12 protein-coding genes are annotated in these 13,854 nt (G+C 72.9%); 10 read left to right on the top strand and 2 right to left on the bottom strand.

Annotated elements, in window-relative coordinates:
* The gene (locus tag IE274_RS09665; protein ID WP_190115197.1) at window positions 1–942 is read right to left on the bottom strand and encodes an MBL fold metallo-hydrolase; all 942 of its coding nucleotides are present in this window, start codon (window positions 940–942) and stop codon (window positions 1–3) included.
* A 428-nt stretch (window positions 943–1,370) separates the two neighbouring features.
* Here IE274_RS09665 and IE274_RS09660 point away from each other — a divergent pair, with 428 nt between their 5' ends.
* From IE274_RS09660 to IE274_RS09620, 9 genes are all read left to right on the top strand, one after another.
* A complete protein-coding gene (locus IE274_RS09660) occupies window positions 1,371–1,841 on the top strand; it encodes a cation:proton antiporter regulatory subunit (RefSeq protein ID WP_190115196.1) in 471 nt (156 codons plus the stop codon).
* 4 nt (window positions 1,842–1,845) lie between these two features.
* The gene (locus IE274_RS09655; RefSeq protein WP_190115195.1) at window positions 1,846–3,153 is read left to right on the top strand and encodes a cation:proton antiporter; all 1,308 of its coding nucleotides are present in this window, start codon (window positions 1,846–1,848) and stop codon (window positions 3,151–3,153) included.
* A gap of 115 nt (window positions 3,154–3,268) precedes the next feature.
* Entirely contained in the window at window positions 3,269–4,834 is a 1,566-nt protein-coding gene (locus IE274_RS09650; protein WP_229909402.1) for an MFS transporter, read from the top strand.
* A gap of 54 nt (window positions 4,835–4,888) precedes the next feature.
* Entirely contained in the window at window positions 4,889–6,409 is a 1,521-nt protein-coding gene (locus IE274_RS09645) for an MFS transporter (protein WP_190115194.1), read from the top strand.
* A gap of 183 nt (window positions 6,410–6,592) precedes the next feature.
* A complete protein-coding gene (hemC, locus tag IE274_RS09640) occupies window positions 6,593–7,528 on the top strand; it encodes a hydroxymethylbilane synthase (protein WP_190115193.1) in 936 nt (311 codons plus the stop codon).
* Between the two features lie 151 nt (window positions 7,529–7,679).
* Window positions 7,680–8,441, top strand: a complete 762-nt coding sequence (locus IE274_RS09635; protein ID WP_190115192.1) for an ABC transporter ATP-binding protein — start codon at window positions 7,680–7,682, stop codon at window positions 8,439–8,441.
* On the top strand, window positions 8,438–9,232 hold the full coding sequence (locus IE274_RS09630) for an ABC transporter permease (protein WP_190115191.1): 795 nt from the start codon (window positions 8,438–8,440) through the stop codon (window positions 9,230–9,232). The genes IE274_RS09635 and IE274_RS09630 overlap by 4 nt, the downstream gene beginning before the upstream one ends.
* Before the next feature lie 17 nt (window positions 9,233–9,249).
* A complete protein-coding gene (locus tag IE274_RS09625) occupies window positions 9,250–10,686 on the top strand; it encodes a sensor histidine kinase (protein WP_190115190.1) in 1,437 nt (478 codons plus the stop codon).
* Window positions 10,687–10,698: 12 nt separating this feature from the next.
* Window positions 10,699–11,343 (top strand): response regulator transcription factor, encoded by a 645-nt coding sequence (locus tag IE274_RS09620; protein WP_190115189.1) that lies wholly within the window; start codon window positions 10,699–10,701, stop codon window positions 11,341–11,343.
* Window positions 11,344–11,445: 102 nt separating this feature from the next.
* On the opposite strand, the gene IE274_RS09615 is transcribed toward IE274_RS09620, so the two are convergent.
* On the bottom strand, window positions 11,446–11,880 hold the full coding sequence (locus IE274_RS09615) for an SgcJ/EcaC family oxidoreductase (RefSeq protein WP_190115188.1): 435 nt from the start codon (window positions 11,878–11,880) through the stop codon (window positions 11,446–11,448).
* Window positions 11,881–12,332: 452 nt separating this feature from the next.
* On the opposite strand from IE274_RS09615, the gene IE274_RS09610 reads away from it, so the two are divergent.
* Entirely contained in the window at window positions 12,333–13,745 is a 1,413-nt protein-coding gene (locus IE274_RS09610) for a PP2C family protein-serine/threonine phosphatase (RefSeq protein WP_190115187.1), read from the top strand.
* Window positions 13,746–13,854: the final 109 nt, after the last annotated feature.

Genomic DNA, 13,854 nt, shown 5'->3' with positions numbered 1-13,854 from the left:
CTAGCGGTACGACCAGGCCGCCGCCTTGCTGGAGAGCTCAAGGATGCTCGGCGCCGGGGAGCCGCCCCGCAGATGGCTGTACTCCACCGCGATCACTATCATCAGCCGTTCCGGCAGGCCCAGTTGCGGATAGAAGTCCCGCTGGAACAGCTCGTCCATGGTTTCCTCCACGGTACGGTCGGCCTCGTAGCAGCGGCGCACCTCACGCTGCACCGTGCGGAGGTACACCAGGTGCTCCTCCAGCCCGGCTTGATCCGTCGGCCGCCCGTGTCCGGGGATGACGACCCGCGGGTTGAAGCTGAGGACGAGCTCGCACGCGTTGATGATGTTCTGCAGCGGCCCCGCCCAGTGCGGCGGGTGGTCGCCGTGGAAGAAGACGTCGCCGGTGCAGACCACGTCCCCGATGCGGGCCACCAGATCGCTCACGTGATGCGCGGGCCCCACCTCGTACAGTTCCACCTCCTTGTCGCCCACGACGACGGTGTGCCGTCCGGAGAAGGTCAGGGTGGGCACGGTGACTTGAGCCGAGGTGAAGTCGAAGACGCTGAAGTGGTCGCGCAGGTAGCGACCCAGCGGCAGGTCCGGCGGCGAGTCGTGCACGAGGGCGTGCATTTCCTGCGGAGTCGGCTCGTGGTGATCGTGGTGGTCCGCGCCGGTGGCGATGATCTCCGCCTCGGGGAACAGGTGGTTCCCGAAGCTGTGGTCGCCGTTCGCATGAGTGTTGATCACGGTCCGTACCGTGCGTCCGCCGAGCCGGGGCCGAGCGGCAGTGATCATCGCCTCGGTCATCGGCCCGTCGTAAGGAGTGTCGATCACCGCCGCGTCGGCACCCGAAATGATCCACAGGCAGTTCGCGTACCCCCAGAGGCCCGTGCCCTCGGGAGCCCAGAGGTAGAGGCCGTCCGCGCCGGGAACGGGAGAGAGCTGTGTAGGGAGATTCATGGGCGCATTGTGACCGGTCAGGGCGCCGGGTAGCGCTGTGGTGTCGCGCACAGTCCGATTCCGCCAGGGGTCCGACGGGCGGCGCCAAGCTCCCTTGTCACCGGCATCGGTGACACCTGGTCACCACGGGCGTCAGCCGTGCAGCACCGGTGCGTAGTATCCGCAGCACCGCCGTCGCGTGGGCGAGGTCGAACTCGTCCGGTTCGTCCTCCGCCAGTTCGTTCTCCAGGTCTCACATTTCGAGCATGACGGAGTAGCCGACGAGGACGTCCGGGCCGCCCGCACCCTTCTACAACGTCGACGGCACGACCACCTAGCGCTACCCCCCACCAGCGCACCACCAAGTATCAGTAAAATTTGGACCGATAGGGTGGCATGAGCACGAAGTAACCCATGAGCATCAGGGGAGAGCTGTGTCCGCTCCACGTATGAGCCGAACGCCACTGCCAGGCATCGGTACGCGCTACGACCTCACCACCCGCGAACAGCGGCGATTGTCCGTCGTGGCGCACCGGGACGGGGGCCGGACGCTCAGCGCCTACCGCTCCGACGACCCGGACGCGTGCGCGCTCTCGCTGCGGCTGAGCTCGGGCGAGGCGGCGGCGCTCGTGGACGCGCTCCTGCCGACGCACCAGAGCCCCAATCTGCTGCACACCACCGACCTGGGCCTCCTCGCCGAGCGCATCGAGATCGCGGCGACCTCGCACTGGAACGGGCGCGTGCTCGGCGACACCCGGCTGCGCACCGAGACCGGCACCTCCGTGGTGGCGGTGCTGCGGCGGGCCGACGCCATCCCCTCGCCCACGCCGGACTTCCGGCTCGCGGGCGGCGACACCCTCATCGTGATCGGTACCCGGGAAGGCGTCGAGAGCGCCGCGGCGATTCTCGGCCGGGAGTGATCGCGTGCACTCTGCCGTCCTGCTCATAGAGTTCGGCGCGATCATTCTCGCGCTCGGGCTGCTCGGCCGCTTCGCCGGGCGCTTCCAGTTCTCCCCCATCCCGCTGTATCTGCTCGCCGGGCTCGCGTTCGGGACGGGCGGGCTGCTGCCGCTCGGCACCAGCGAGGAGTTCGTCGCCATCGGCGCGGAGATCGGCGTCATCCTGCTGCTCCTGATGCTCGGCCTGGAGTACACGGCCAGCGATCTCGTCAGCAACCTCAAGACCCAGTACCCGGCCGGGATCGTGGACTGCGCCCTCAACGCGCTGCCGGGCGCGGCCGCCGCGCTCCTGATGGGCTGGGGCCCGGTGGCCGCCGTCGTCCTCGCCGGGGTCACCTGGATCTCGTCGTCCGGCGTCATCGCGAAGGTCCTCGGCGACCTGGGGCGGCTCGGCAACCGCGAGACCCCCGTCATCCTGAGCATCCTCGTCCTGGAGGACCTCGCGATGGCCGTCTACCTGCCCATCATCACCGCGCTGCTCGCGGGCGTCGGCTGGGCCGCGGGCAGCCTCACGCTGGCGATCGCGCTCGGCGCGGCGGGCGCCGTGCTGTTCGTGGCGGTGCGCTACGGGCGGATCATCTCGCGGTTCGTGTCGAGCGACGACCCGGAGAAGCTGCTGCTCGTGGTCCTGGGCCTGACGATCCTGGTCGCGGGCATCGCCCAGCAGCTCCAAGTGTCGGCCGCCGTCGGGGCGTTCCTCGTCGGCATCGCGCTGTCGGGTGAGGCGGCGGAGGGCGCGCACAGCCTGCTTGCGCCGCTGCGGGACCTGTTCGCCGCCATGTTCTTCGTCTTCTTCGGGCTGCACACCGATCCGGCGAGCATCCCCCCGGTCCTGCTGCCCGCGCTGGCGCTGGCCGCGGTCACCGCGTGCACGAAGGTCGCCACCGGCTACTGGGCGGCGCGGCGCGCGGGCATCTCGGTCAAGGGCCGCTGGCGGGCGGGCGGCGCGCTGGTCGCGCGCGGCGAGTTCTCCATCGTCATCGCGGGGCTCGCGGTGACGGCGGGCATCGAGCCCCGCCTCGGCCCGCTGGCCACGGCGTACGTCCTGATCCTGGTCGTGGTGGGACCGCTCACCGCCCGCTATGCGGAGCCGGTCGCGGCGCTGGCCGGCCGGTTGTCCCGTCGCCAGGATACCGGCGGGTCCGACGTACCGGCGCCCCTGGAGACCGTGCCCGCGACCCAGGCGGACCCCGCGGACGCGGCGTCGGCCCCCGAAGCCGTGCCGTCCGTGCCCGTGGACGAGCCCGGTGGCAGTGGGGCGCGCCAGCGCTGACCGTCGATCACGGCCCCCGCGCGCGGGGGCCGTGATCACCCAGGTCGCGGGGCCTGGGCGGGGCGCTTAGCGTGTGACGGGGGTGTCTCTCGGCTCGGGGGGTCTGGAGGTCACGATGGACCGCTCGCCCGGCTCCGGCCCCGAGGGCATACCGGAAGGCATTCCGCAGCCGGTCTCACAGCCGGTGACAGCCGACGCCGCCGCGCCGCCCCCGGCCTCCGCCGCCGCCCACACCGGCGGCAAGCACGAGCACCGCTGGCTGATCCTCGCGGTCATCGCCACCGCGCAGCTCATGGTGGTCCTGGACGCGACGATCGTGAACATCGCGCTGCCGTCCGCGCAGCAGGACCTGGGCTTCACCGACGGCAACCGGCAGTGGGTCGTCACCGCGTACGCGCTCGCGTTCGGCAGCCTGCTGCTGCTCGGCGGGCGCATCGCGGACCTGGTGGGCCGCAAGGCGGTCTTCCTCGCGGGCCTCGCCGGGTTCGCGCTGGCCTCCGCGCTCGGCGGCGCCGCCACCAGCTTCGGGATGCTGGTGATCGCCCGCGCGCTGCAGGGCCTGTTCGGCGCGCTCCTCGCGCCCGCCGCGCTCTCCCTGCTCAGCACCACGTTCACGGACCCGCGCGAGCGCGCGAAGGCGTTCGGCATCTACGGCGCCGTGGCGGGCTCGGGCGCCGCGGTCGGGCTGCTGCTCGGCGGCGTGCTCACGGAGTATCTGGACTGGCGCTGGTGCCTGTACGTGAACCTCGCCTTCGCCGCGGCCGCGATGATCGGCGGCTGGCGCCTGCTGCACCCGGGGGCGCCGGACGACCGGCCCAAACTCGACGTGCCGGGCACGGTGTTGGTGTCGGCCGGTCTGTTCTGCATCGTCTACGGCTTCTCCAACGCCGAGACGCATGCCTGGGGCGACCCGCTGACGTGGGGGTTCCTCGTCATCGGCGTCGTACTCGTGACGGCCTTCGCCTGGTGGCAGACACGGGCCGCACATCCACTGCTCCCCCTCAGGGTGCTGCTCGACCGGGACCGGGGCGCTTCGTTCCTCGCGATGTTCATCTCCGGAGCGGGCATGTTCGGCGTGTTCCTGTTCCTGACGTACTACATGCAGCAGATCCTCGACTACACGCCCATCAAGACGGGGCTCGCCTTCATCCCGATGGTCGTGGTGATGGTCGTGATCTCCGTCCTGACCACCAACGTGCTCGTGCCGCGCTTCGGCGCGAAACCGGTCGTGCCGCTCGGCATGGCGCTCTCCGCGGGCGGCATGGTGTGGCTGACGGCGCTCGACACCACCAGCGGCTACGCCCTGCACGTGCTGCCGCCGCTGCTCGTCTTCGGGCTCGGGCTCGGCCTCATCTTCGCCCCGGCGATGAGCATGGCCACCTCGGGCGTCGCCGCGCACGACGCGGGTGTGGCGTCCGCGATGGTCAACACCACCCAGCAGGTGGGCGGTTCCATCGGTACGGCGCTCCTGAACACCCTCGCCACCAGCGCCGCCACCCACTACCTCGTCGGCAAGCGCCCGACGCCCGAGGTGCAGGCCCAGGCCCAGGTGCAGAGCTACGAGACGGCGTACTGGTGGTCGGCCCTCTTCTTCGCCGTCGGCTTCCTCGTTACGTTCGTGCTGTACCGCAAGGGGCGGCCCGCCGACAGTCACCTCGGCGAGGGCGCCGTGCACATGTAGGCCGCGCGTCCCGGCACGGATCCCGCGTACAACGGCCAGGAGGGCGGTGGGTCCATGACGGCGTCCCCCGGCGGCGAACACGCTCCCAGCGGTGACGGCGGGGTCGCCCTCGCGTCGACGCGCGGCCGCTGGGTGCTGACCAGCGCGGTCCTCGCCTCCGGCATGGCCATGCTCGACGGCACCGTCGTGAACGTGGCCCTGCCCACCCTCGGCCGCGACCTCGACGCGTCGATCTCCTCGCTCCAGTGGGTCGTCAACGCCTACATGCTCACGCTGTCCGCGCTGCTCCTGCTCGGCGGGGCACTAGGCGACCGGATCGGGCGGCGGCGCACACTCGTCATCGGCGTGGTGTGGTTCGCGCTGGCGTCCGCGCTGTGCGGCCTCGCGCAGGACGCGGGCACCCTCATCGCGGCGCGCGCCCTGCAGGGCGTGGGCGGTGCGCTGCTCACGCCCGGCTCCCTCGCGCTGGTGCGCTCGTCGTTCCGGCCGCGGGACCAGGCCAGGGCGGTGGGCGCGTGGTCCGGGCTCGGCGGGGTCGCGGGGGCGGTCGGTCCGTTCCTCGGCGGCTGGCTGATCGACGGTCCCGGCTGGCGCTGGATCTTCCTCATCAACCTGCCGCTGGCCGCGCTGGTGCTGTTCGCGGTGCGGCACGTGCCGGAGAGCCGCGACGAGCACGCCGCGGGGCAGCGCTTCGACGTCCCGGGCGCGGTGCTCGCGGCGCTGTTCCTGGCGGGCGTGAGCTTCGCGCTGATCGGGGCGTCCGGCGACTCCTCGTTCGTGGCAGGGGTGCTGCCGGGACTCGTGGGCCTGGCGGCGGGCGCGGCGTTCCTGCTGGTCGAGCACCGGCGGCAGGACCCGATGCTGCCCTTGGAGCTCTTCCGTTCCGGCCTGTTCTCCGCGGCCAACGTCATGACGCTGTGCCTGTACGCGGCCATCGGCGGCATCCTGTTCATGCTGCCCGTGCAGTTGCAGACGACGCTCGGCTACGACGCCCTCCAGGCCGGTACGGCGACGCTCCCCATCACCGTCCTGATGCTGCTCCTGTCGGCCCCCGCGGGCGACCTGGCGCGGCGGATCGGCCCGCGCCTGCCGCTGTGCGCAGGCCCGCTGATCGCCGCCGCGGGCGTCCTGCTGATGCAGCGGATCGGCCCCGGAGCGTCCTACGCCGCCGACGTGCTGCCCGCCGTCGTCGTGCTCGGCCTCGGCATGAGTGTGTTCGTCGCCCCGCTCACGGCGACGGTGCTCGCCTCGGTGGACGCGGGCCGCGCCGGGCTTGCCAGCGGGGTCAACAACACGGCGGCCCGCATCGCCCAGCTCCTGGTCGTCGCCGCGCTGCCGCTCGCGGTGGGCCTCACCGGCACGGCCTACACCGACCCGGACGCCCTCGACTCGGCCTTCGGCAAGGCATCCTGGGGCTGCGCGGGGCTGTTCGTCCTGGCGGCCGCCGCGGCCTTCGCGTTCATCCGCCCGCGCCCCGCGGACTGGCACGAGGAAGAGGGCAACACCCCGCACTGCACGGCCAACATGTCCGTGACGTCGCCACCGCTGGAGCCAGGGGAGTGCGGCCGGGACTGACCCGGTACCGAGAGGTAGGACTGCCTGCGGCAGGACCATCCGCGAGCCCGAACACGCCCCGTGCGCACGCCGGTCCGCAGTATCCCAGCCACCCACCCGGCCCATCAACCGCTCAGCGCGATAACCCAGTTGGCGCAGTCTCGGGTGCCGGACCGCCGCCGCTCAGGGCCTAAGGTGTACGCCATGTCCGCTCCCGAGCTGATCCGCATCGTCTCCCGCTCCTCCCCCATGGCCCTCGCCCAGGTCGAGCGCGTGCGCGCCGAACTCGCCGCCCGCCACCCGGGCATCCGCACCGAGGTCCTGCCCGTGACCACCTCCGGCGACCGGTGGATGGGCGACCTGGCCAAGCTCGGCGGGAAGGGCGCGTTCACCAAGGAGGTCGACGCGGCGCTGCTCGCCGGGGAGGCCGACCTCGCGGTGCACTGCGTCAAGGACGTACCGGCGGACCGGCCGCTGCCCGCGGGCACGACGTTCGCGGCGTTCCTGCGGCGCGACGACATCCGGGACGCGCTCATCCACCCCCAGGGCCTGACCCTCGACGAGCTGCCCCCGGGCACCCGCATCGGCACCTCGTCGGTGCGCCGCATCGCGCAGCTCTCCGCGTCCCACCCGCACCTGAACTGCGTACCGATGCGCGGCAACGCGGGCCGCCGGCTGGCGAAGCTGGCGGGCGGGGAATGCGACGCGCTGCTCCTCGCGGTGTCCGGCCTGGAGCGGATCGGGGCGATGGAGCACGTCTCCGAGGTGCTCTCCGTCGAGACGATGTGCCCGCCCATCGGCGCCGGGATCCTCGCCCTGCAGTGCCGCGAGGACGACGCGGTGACGATCGACGCGGTGAGCGGCCTCGGCGACCGGGACGCCTGGCGGGAGGCCACCGCCGAGCGGATGTTCCTGCACGTGCTCCAGGGGCACTGCAACTCGCCGATCGCCGGGTACGCCCGCAGCGAGCCGAGCGGCGACCTGTCCCTGCGCGCCCGGGTGTTCACGCCCGACGGCAAGACGGTCCTGAACGCCCACGAGTGGGCCGGACCGCTCGACCCGGCGACCCTCGGCACGTCGGTGGCGGTCACGCTGCTGCGCCAGGGTGCGCGCGAGCTGATCGACTCGATCGCCCACTGACGGCGTCGGTCGGGACGGCCGACGGCGGTCCCGACCGAAACGCCTGGGGGAAAACCCCCAGCTCAGTCGGAGGAAAGCCGCGTTACGGCGGCACCTGCCCCAGACCTAGCGTGAGCTGCATGACAACGCCAGGTTCGCGGCAGGAGTGGTGATGATCCAGGTCCAGGGCCTGACCAAGCGGTACGGGCCGAACACCGCCGTCGACGCGCTGAGTTTCGACGTGACACCCGGAGCCGTGACGGGCTTCCTCGGCCCGAACGGCTCGGGCAAGTCGACCACCATGCGCATGATCATGGGCCTCGACCGGCCCGACGCCGGACAGGCGCTGATCGGGGGACGCCCGTACGGCGAACTGCGGCAGCCGCTGCGCGAGGTGGGCGCGCTCCTCGAAGCACGCACCTTCCACCCCGGACGCAGCGCGCGGGCGCACCTGTCCGCCCTGGCCGCGGCGGGCGACATCCACCCCGCGCGCGTCGCCGAGGTCCTCGCCACCGTCGGCCTGAGCGACGTCGCCGGGCGCCGCGCCGGAACGTACTCCCTCGGCATGGCGCAGCGCCTCGGCATCGCCGCCGCGCTGCTCGGCGACCCCGGGGTGCTCCTCTTCGACGAGCCGGTGAACGGGCTCGACCCCGAAGGCGTGCGCTGGATCCGGGACCTGATGCGGTCGCTGGCCGCGGAGGGCCGCACGGTGCTGCTGTCCAGCCACCTCATCAGCGAGATGGCGCTCACCGCGGACCACCTGGTGGTGATCGGCCAGGGGCGGCTGCTCGCGGACACGTCCGTGCGGGAGCTGACCGCGCGGGGGCGGTCCCTGGAGGAGGCGTTCTTCACGCTCACGGAGGGCGCGTCCGTCCACCGGGGCACCGCTCACCACGCGGGCCACGATGCCGCCCCGGAAAGGAACGCCCGATGACCACGCTCACCGTCCCCGCGCCAACCCGGCGCTCCGCCCCCTTCGCGCGCGCCGCCCGCATGGAGTGGATCAAGCTGCGCAGCCTGCGCTCCACGGCGTGGGCGCTGCTGCTCACCGTCGCGGGCATGATCGCCGTCGGTGTCGTCACGATGGCCAACACCAAGGCGCCGTCGGCCGACAGGGCCGCCCAGTTCGACCCGACGAACAACGTGCTCGCGGGCGTCGCACTCGGCCAGTTGGTCGTCGGTGTGCTCGGCGTCCTCGTCGTCACCGGGGAGTACTCCTGCGGCTCCATCCGCTCCACGCTCGCCGCGATCCCCGACCGGCGCACCCTGCTCGCGGCCAAGGCGGCCGTGTACGGCACCGTCACGCTGGTCGTGGGTGAGGCGGTCGCCCTCGTGACGTTCTTCGCGGGCCGCGCGGCGCTCGCCGAGGGCGTGCCGCGTCCCGGCATCGGCGACCCGGGCGTGCTGCGGGCGGTGCTCCTGGCAGGCGCCTATCTGAGCCTCGTCGGGCTGCTCGGCATCGGGATCGGCGCCCTGCTCCGGCACACGGCGAGCGCCATCGCCGTGCTCGTCGGCGTCACCTTCGTGCTGCCCGCCGTCATCGGCGGCCTCTCGGGCCCGACCGTCGCGAAGTTCTTCCCGACCATGATCGCCGGGAACTCGCTGGCCGTCGCCAAGCCCGTCGCCGACATGCTCGCGCCCTGGACCGGCTTCGCCGTGCTCTGTCTGTACGTGGCCGCCACCCTCGGCGCGGGCGCCCGGCTGCCGGCCCACCGCGACGCCTGACAGGGAAACTGATCACCATGCACGACTCCCCCCGGGCCACCCCGCACCCCACACCCGACGCACCTCCGGCGCTCGTCGCCACGGTCCTGCGCGCCCCGTTCACCCGCCGCGCCTGGACCGAGGCGGCGTACTGCCTGATCGCGTTCCCGCCCGCCCTGGCGGGCGGTGTCGTCCTGCTCGTGTTCCTCGCCCTGGGCGCGGGTCTGACGGTGTCGCTGCTGGGCGCCGTGATCGGCGCACTGGTGCTGGTGGGGTGTCTGTGGTTCGCGCGGCGGCTCGGGGCGCTGCACCGGGGCCTCGCGTCGGGGCTGCTCGGGGAGCGGGTGCCGGGGGCGGGGGCGCCGGGGCCCGGCTCCGGGGTGTTCGGCCGCCTCGACGCGCGGCTGCGGGACGCGGCGGGCTGGCGGGCGGTCTGGTACGCGCTGGTGAAGCTGCCGGTGGGCGCGCTCGGCTGGTACGCGGTGCTGTTCTGGGTCACCGGCCTGATCAACGTCACGGCGCCGCTGCGGTGGGGCGTGTTCGGGCAGAACGCCGCACCCGGGGACGGGGAGGGCATGCCTGTGGTGACGCCCGTCCCCGTCGGCGGCTTCGAGGTGCACACCTTCGCCGGTACGTTCGTGGCGCTCCCGCTCGGCCTCGCGCTGCTGCTGCTCGCGCCCTGGGCGACGCGCCTCGCCGTGGAGGCCGACCGGCGGCTGCTGCGCGCCCTGCTCGGGCCGAACCTCCTGGCAGCGCGCGTACGGGACTTGGAGGAGACCCGGGCCCTTGCGGTCGACGACTCGGTGGCGCTGCTCCGCCGGGTCGAGCGCGATCTGCACGACGGCGCGCAGGTGCGGCTCGTGGCGGTGGCGATGAGCCTCGACATGATCAAGGAACGCCTCGGCGCGCCGGTCGGCGGGAGCGACGGCGGCGAGGGAGCCACGGGCCCGGGCAGCGCAGGTCCGCACCCGCCCATCGACCTCGACCGCGTACGCCAACTCGTCGACGGCGCGCACCGCAACGCCACGGAAGCCCTCACCGAACTGCGCGACCTGGCCCGGGGCATCCACCCGCCGGTCCTCGACGACGGCCTGCCCGACGCCCTCGCCACGCTCGCCGCCCGCAGCACCGTGCCCGTCGAGCTGACCGCGGACGTCCCGCACCGCCCGACCCCCGCCATCGAGACCATCGCGTACTTCTGCGCCGCCGAACTCCTCACGAACGTCATCAAGCACAGCGGCGCCTCCCAGGTCGTGATCACGGTGACCGAGGGCGTGGCCGACAGCGGCGGGAGCACCGGCGGCGTGCTGCGGCTGCGCGTCGCCGACGACGGGCGCGGGGGCGCCGCCGTCGGCACGGGCAGCGGCCTGATCGGGTTGACGCAGCGGGTGCGTACGGTCGACGGGAGTCTGCGGGTCCACAGTCCCGAGGGCGGGCCGACGGCGGTCGTCGTCGAGCTGCCGCTGCACGCGTGAGAGCATGCCGACATGCGTGTCGTGATCGCTGAGGATGCCGCCGTACTGCGGGAATTGCTGGCCCAGATGCTGGTCGAGCGCGGCCATGAGGTGTGCGCGGCCGTCGGCGACGCGGACGCGCTGCGTGCCGCCGTCGCCGAGCACCGCCCGGACGTCACGGTCGTCGACATCCGGATGCCGCCGTCGCACACCGACGAGGGCCTGCGCGCCGCCATCGACATCCGGCGCGACCACCCGGGCACGGGCGTGCTCCTGTTCTCCCAGTACGTCGAGACGAAGTACGCCACGCGGCTGCTGGCGGCCGGGTCGGCGGGCGTCGGCTATCTGCTCAAGGACCGGGTCGCCAACATCGCCGAGTTCACGGACGCGCTGGCCCGGGTCGCCGGCGGCGGCACCGCGCTCGACCCGGAGGTCGTCACCCAGCTCGCGGGCGCGAGCAGCCGCGCGGCCGAGCTCGCGCCGCTCACCGCGCGGGAGCGGCAGGTCCTCTCGCTGATGGCGGAGGGCCGCTCGAACGCCGCGATCGCACAGGCCCTCGTGGTCTCCGCGGGCACGGTCGAGAAGCATGTGGCCGCGGTCTTCGACAAGTTGGGGCTGCCCGCGTCGCACGACGCCAACCGGCGGGTGCTCGCGGTGCTGCGCTATCTGCGGAGCTGACGCGGCACGGCGCGCGGCGGGCCGCCACGCCTCGGCCGGGCGCCCCGACCCGCCCGCGGGCCGACACCACCCCCGTGTGTCTCGGCCCGCGGGCGGACGTGCTCAGCCGACGGCCGGGGCGTCGACGGCGGCGTTCTGGCCGACCACGATCTTCCAGCCGTCCCGCTGCCGCGCGATCACGTAGGTCGTCGCGCCGTGCGGGCCCGCGACCGGGTTCCCGGAGCTGTCCGTGGGGGTCTGCCGCACGTTCACCCCGATCACCTCGGGGGCGATCCGGAGGAGCTTGACGACGTCGTAGCGGGCGTAGGAGTCGCGCAGGAAGCCCTTCATCGCGGGCCCGCTGAACTCGGCGATCGCCACGCGGCCGTCGAGGCGCGTGCCCACGGCGTTGGTCCACGACGCCTCCTGGGTGAACTGCTCGCTCAGGGCGACGGGGTCATGGGCGTTGAAGGCCTTCTCCAGATCCTTCACGACCGCCGTCACCGCCGCCTGGACCTGCGCCGGAACGGCCCCCACCACCAGGATCTCGTTCGTCATGACCGCGCCCTTTCTCCACCCGGTCAGGCCGACCGGATGCTCGTCTCCGGATCCCCTCCGGGGCGACGTGTTCGCCGCCATCAGCAACTCAACAACCTCAAGCGGACTTGAGGTCAACCCGGCCCGATTTCCCCTCCGGCAAGGGCCCGCTGACCAGTCATGACAGGTGTCGCCACCGCAAGGACAGCGACATATGCCAGAAGCACCACCGCATCGGGTGTTGCCAAATCCCTTACGAGCGTGAGTCCGCTGTGCCAGAGTCGTTACCGGTCGAAGAGTTGTCACTGAAGTCAGTACGGAAGCCGCCACGCACGTCACACACGTCACGCGCGTAAGTCACGTACCCGACGCACGAAGGCCAGTACGAACGCCACACCGCTACCGGTCGAGGAGCCATGACCGGCGATCCCCACAGCAACCCCGGTCGCACCGCATCATCAACGGAGCACCCCATGCCGTCCCATGTGTTCGCGGACCGCCCCGACCGGCCGCAGGAGCACGGCGCGGTCGACGCGCTGATCTCGCAGACGCGCCGACTGCGGGGCGAGGTCGACGCCGTGCGCCGCGAGGCCGGGGCCGACCACAGCGACCCCGCAGGCCGCTGGCAGCGCGCCCTGTGCGAACTGGCGGTCCATCAACTCAACGACCTGCACGGCCACTTGGCCCAGCTGCGGGACGGCCCGCCGCGCACCCACGCCCCGGACACCGGGCCCGCGCGGCCGGAGCCGCAGCACGGCTCCCTGCTCAGCCGGGTCGGCAGCGCGGAGTGGAACCTCCTCACCGACGAGGCCACCTGGTCCGGCGAGCTGTTCCAGATCCTCGGCCGCGACCCGGCCGCGCCGCCCCTCTCCCTCGACGAGCTGCCCTCCCTGGTCCACCCGGACGACCAGCCGATGCTGACGGTGATGGTCACGGACTGCCTGATCGACGGCAAGCCGATCGACGGCGAGTTCCGCGTCGTCCGCCCCGACGGTGGCGTCCGGCAGGTGCACATGATGGGCGAGCCCGTGCTCGCCCCCGACGGCTCCACCGCCTCCATGTGGGCGGTCCTGCGGGACGTCAGCGAGCTGCGCCGCAGCCAGTGCGTGGTCCGCGAGACCCGCGACTCGCTGCAGCGCCAGCGGCACATCGCGCAGACCGAGCACCGCCTCGCGGTCGAACTCCAGGAGGCGGTTCTGCCGCCCTGGCGCGGCTCCCTGCGCTTCCCGCACGGCGGCTCCGCGAACCTGGACCTGGCCGCCCACTACCTCCCCTCGTCGTCGACCGCCCTCATCGGCGGCGACTGGTACGACGCGCTGGAACTGGCCGAGGGCCGCACGCTGCTGAGCGTCGGCGACCTCACCGGCCACGGCGTCACCGTCACCTCGGGCATGGCGATGCTCCTCGGCGCGCTGCGCGGCATGGCCGTCGCCGGAACCGGCCCGGGCCGCCTCATGGGCTGGCTGAACCAGTTACTGGACGCGTCCATGCAGCCCGCGCTCGGCAGCGCCGTCTGCTGTCTGTACGACGCCAAGGAGCACACCCTCACCTGGGCGCAGGCCGGACACCCCGCCCCGCTGCTGTTCCGCGACGGGACGGGGCGCGCGCTCACGCCACCGGACGGCGTGCTCCTCGGTGCGACGTCCGGCGCCGCCTACGAACAGGCCGAGGAACGGCTGCGCCCCGGCGACCTGCTGTTGCTGCACACGGACGGCCTGGTGCCGCGGCGTTCCCGAGAGGCCGCGACCCAGCGGCTGCTCACCCTGGCACCGCGTTTCGCCGAGGCGAGGGCGGCGCAGGACTGTGTGCGCATCGCTGTCGAGGAGTTCGGCGTGGCCCCGCGCGAGGACGACGCCTGCCTGCTGGTGGCCAAGGTCGAGGCCTAGGCCCTGCTCCCTGCTGGTGGCCGAGGTCGAGGCCCGAGCGGCGTACGCGGACGAAGACGAAGACCTAGCCACGACTTCGTCACCCCTGCGCCGGCCGACCCCGGCCCGG

Origin of the sequence: Streptomyces flavofungini (assembly GCF_014650815.1) — a bacterium.
Taxonomy (GTDB): domain Bacteria; phylum Actinomycetota; class Actinomycetes; order Streptomycetales; family Streptomycetaceae; genus Streptomyces; species Streptomyces flavofungini.
Note: the sequence above shows the minus strand (reverse complement) of the source record. Positions and strands in the feature narration are given on the sequence as shown.

Excerpts from the sequence above, each read along its gene's own strand:
- IE274_RS09665 (WP_190115197.1), bottom strand. The coding sequence starts at position 942 with ATGAATCTCCCTACACAGCTCTCTCCCGTTCCCGGCGCGGACGGCCTC.
- IE274_RS09660 (WP_190115196.1), top strand. The coding sequence starts at position 1,371 with ATGAGCCGAACGCCACTGCCAGGCATCGGTACGCGCTACGACCTCACC.
- IE274_RS09650 (WP_229909402.1), top strand. The coding sequence starts at position 3,269 with ATGGACCGCTCGCCCGGCTCCGGCCCCGAGGGCATACCGGAAGGCATT.
- IE274_RS09645 (WP_190115194.1), top strand. The coding sequence starts at position 4,889 with ATGACGGCGTCCCCCGGCGGCGAACACGCTCCCAGCGGTGACGGCGGG.
- hemC (WP_190115193.1), top strand. The coding sequence starts at position 6,593 with ATGTCCGCTCCCGAGCTGATCCGCATCGTCTCCCGCTCCTCCCCCATG.
- IE274_RS09635 (WP_190115192.1), top strand. The coding sequence starts at position 7,680 with ATGATCCAGGTCCAGGGCCTGACCAAGCGGTACGGGCCGAACACCGCC.
- IE274_RS09630 (WP_190115191.1), top strand. The coding sequence starts at position 8,438 with ATGACCACGCTCACCGTCCCCGCGCCAACCCGGCGCTCCGCCCCCTTC.
- IE274_RS09625 (WP_190115190.1), top strand. The coding sequence starts at position 9,250 with ATGCACGACTCCCCCCGGGCCACCCCGCACCCCACACCCGACGCACCT.
- IE274_RS09620 (WP_190115189.1), top strand. The coding sequence starts at position 10,699 with ATGCGTGTCGTGATCGCTGAGGATGCCGCCGTACTGCGGGAATTGCTG.
- IE274_RS09615 (WP_190115188.1), bottom strand. The coding sequence starts at position 11,880 with ATGACGAACGAGATCCTGGTGGTGGGGGCCGTTCCGGCGCAGGTCCAG.
- IE274_RS09610 (WP_190115187.1), top strand. The coding sequence starts at position 12,333 with ATGCCGTCCCATGTGTTCGCGGACCGCCCCGACCGGCCGCAGGAGCAC.